This window comes from Streptococcus phocae (assembly GCF_001302265.1).
In the GTDB taxonomy this organism is placed as follows: domain Bacteria; phylum Bacillota; class Bacilli; order Lactobacillales; family Streptococcaceae; genus Streptococcus; species Streptococcus phocae.
This window is the reverse complement of record NZ_LHQM01000073.1, coordinates 1-2067: the sequence shown is the minus strand read 5'-3', so window position 1 is coordinate 2067 and position 2067 is coordinate 1. Positions and strand designations below refer to the sequence as shown.

Annotated in this window: 3 protein-coding genes; all 3 read right to left on the bottom strand. The window is 34.0% G+C overall.

Annotation, left to right across the window (positions count from 1 at the left end):
- Positions 1-391 (bottom strand): ArpU family phage packaging/lysis transcriptional regulator (locus tag AKK44_RS08400; RefSeq protein ID WP_054279299.1); only part of this gene is annotated, 391 nt, incomplete at its 3' end.
- A 344-nt stretch (positions 392-735) separates the two neighbouring features.
- Positions 736-1410, bottom strand: coding sequence for a DNA-methyltransferase (locus AKK44_RS08395; protein ID WP_236686769.1), 675 nt, complete (start codon positions 1408-1410; stop codon positions 736-738).
- A gap of 292 nt (positions 1411-1702) precedes the next feature.
- Positions 1703-1918, bottom strand: a complete 216-nt coding sequence (locus AKK44_RS08390; RefSeq protein ID WP_054279297.1) for a crAss001_48 related protein — start codon at positions 1916-1918, stop codon at positions 1703-1705.
- Positions 1919-2067 lie beyond the last annotated feature (149 nt).

Here is a 2067-nt window from a genome sequence, read left to right as displayed (position 1 = left end):
ACAGCTCTGCAAAAGACAACAGAGCTATTTCAAGTGTGTCATAATAGAAACTTTCTGACATACACAATTCTGTATAAATAACCTTATCTGCTTTTTTGTAAGGAGCTAAGTATTTATCATACAAAATCCTGCGTCTTTCTGGTTCTAATATCATGCTGACAGCTTGCTCAATCGCATCTAGCTCCTGTTCTGCCGATACACGATTAAGTGCTAATCTCTCAACTGGCTTGCTAGGAACTCCGTGAGGCTGTCTTGGCTCAAATGAGTAAGTAGCTGTAACTTTTTGAGTATCTACGTCATTAGCTATCCTTCGCCAGCGTGGATACTCTCTCAATTTTCGCTTGGCGTTGGATTTTGTTTTTTGGATGTCAATCTCTGGAAAAAACGTCATGAAAGCCCCCGTTGTGTTATAATAGATTTATCGAATTATTAACTAAAGGGCGTTCCATGTGGACGTCTTTTTTTGGTCCAGGCACACGAGACCGTCTTTGCACAAGATTTTTAAGTGCCTTGCATAATCACGAGAAGCTCGCTTTAGATTCATGGATAAAATTATTTTTTGACACAGGCGCACGATGTCGTGTTGAAGCATAAGCGACGCCTTGAATAGTCGCAGATGACCGATAATCTGTTTTAGATTTTAGTATTTATAATGTGAAAGATTACCCTCGTTTCTTTTTTTATTTCGGTTAATACCTTACCAGACAATTTTTCCAGTGTGGTAAGGCGGTATTCTTATATTTCTTCAAATAAACTTATTTGTGAATCATGTTCATTAATTCTATCGATGGCTGTATTGAAATATTCATCGTCAATTTCGCTACCTATAAAATTTCTTTCTGTGTCGATACAAGCAACTGCTGTTGTTCCGCTTCCCATAAATCCATCAAAAACTAAATCACCTACCTTTGAATGTTTTATGATACATCTTTTTATTAACTCAATAGGCTTTTGATTTTGATGGATAAGTTTTTCGTGACTTACTCTTTTAAATTTCCACACATCAGTTAATCTTTCACCGTTAAATTGCTTCCTTCCTTTATTAGCAAGAATTATCATTTCATATTGCTTGCCAAACTGCGCCTCTAAATCACCTGCAGTATGATTGTTTTTTTCCCAAATAATAATATTTTTTATTTTGAAGTATTTTTCTATTTCACTTTTAAAGAAATCAATTTTATCAAACGAGCAAAACATATACATGGCAGTATCATTTTTTAAAATGCGATAACACTCAGCAATGTATTTTTTAATTAAACCAGGATTATTATCATTCTGAATTGTTTTTGAAAATTTATGATGTTTGTCTTGCCTCCGGTTCGATTTGTAATCAATTAAATATGGGGGATCTGTAACAATTAAATCTATAGATTCATCATCTATATTGGTCATTAATTCTAATACATCCATATTATAAATTTTATTAGTATCTATTATCTTTCACCTCCCTCTCGAGTCGAACGTGCGTAGTACCGTTGTTGGTTATAATTCTGACAAAGATACCCATTTAAACTGTGGAAAAAAACACTTCTACTCATTCAAATTCATTTTTATATCTCCTTTTCCTTCAAAATAAAATCCGATAAATAGTACGTAACTACTCCTAAAGCGATGCTTGATAAAAAGTTTAATTCTATGCCAAAATAGGCTAAACTCAAGATTGCTAATAAATCGAGTATAAATGCAAGTAGTAAAATTTTGTTCATTCTAAATCAATCCCTTCAAATTTAGCTCTCAATTCTAATATATCAATATACTGAGCCATCACATTTCTCTGCTCATGAAATAGCTTGATAGGACTGTCAGGTTCAAAAGAGAGAATACCTCTTTCGTGCTTATCTAACATTGCGTCAAGTTTTGACAAACGCTCTATAAGTTGATTATATTCTTCGATAAATCGTTTTTGATATGCTTTCATTTTGTCACCTCCTCGGCCCATTGCCAAGCCCAGTCAAAGTCTTTGCGGATTTCTGATTCGGTGAGTTGGAATCCTTCTTGTTCTAACCAATCGCTATTAGTTGTAAAGTAAATGATTACTCCGTTAATAACTCTCATCAGAGTTGTTGT

Coding starts and splice junctions, on each gene's coding strand:
- AKK44_RS08395 (WP_236686769.1), bottom strand. CDS start 1,410: ATGGATGTATTAGAATTAATGACCAATATAGATGATGAATCTATAGAT.
- AKK44_RS08390 (WP_054279297.1), bottom strand. CDS start 1,918: ATGAAAGCATATCAAAAACGATTTATCGAAGAATATAATCAACTTATA.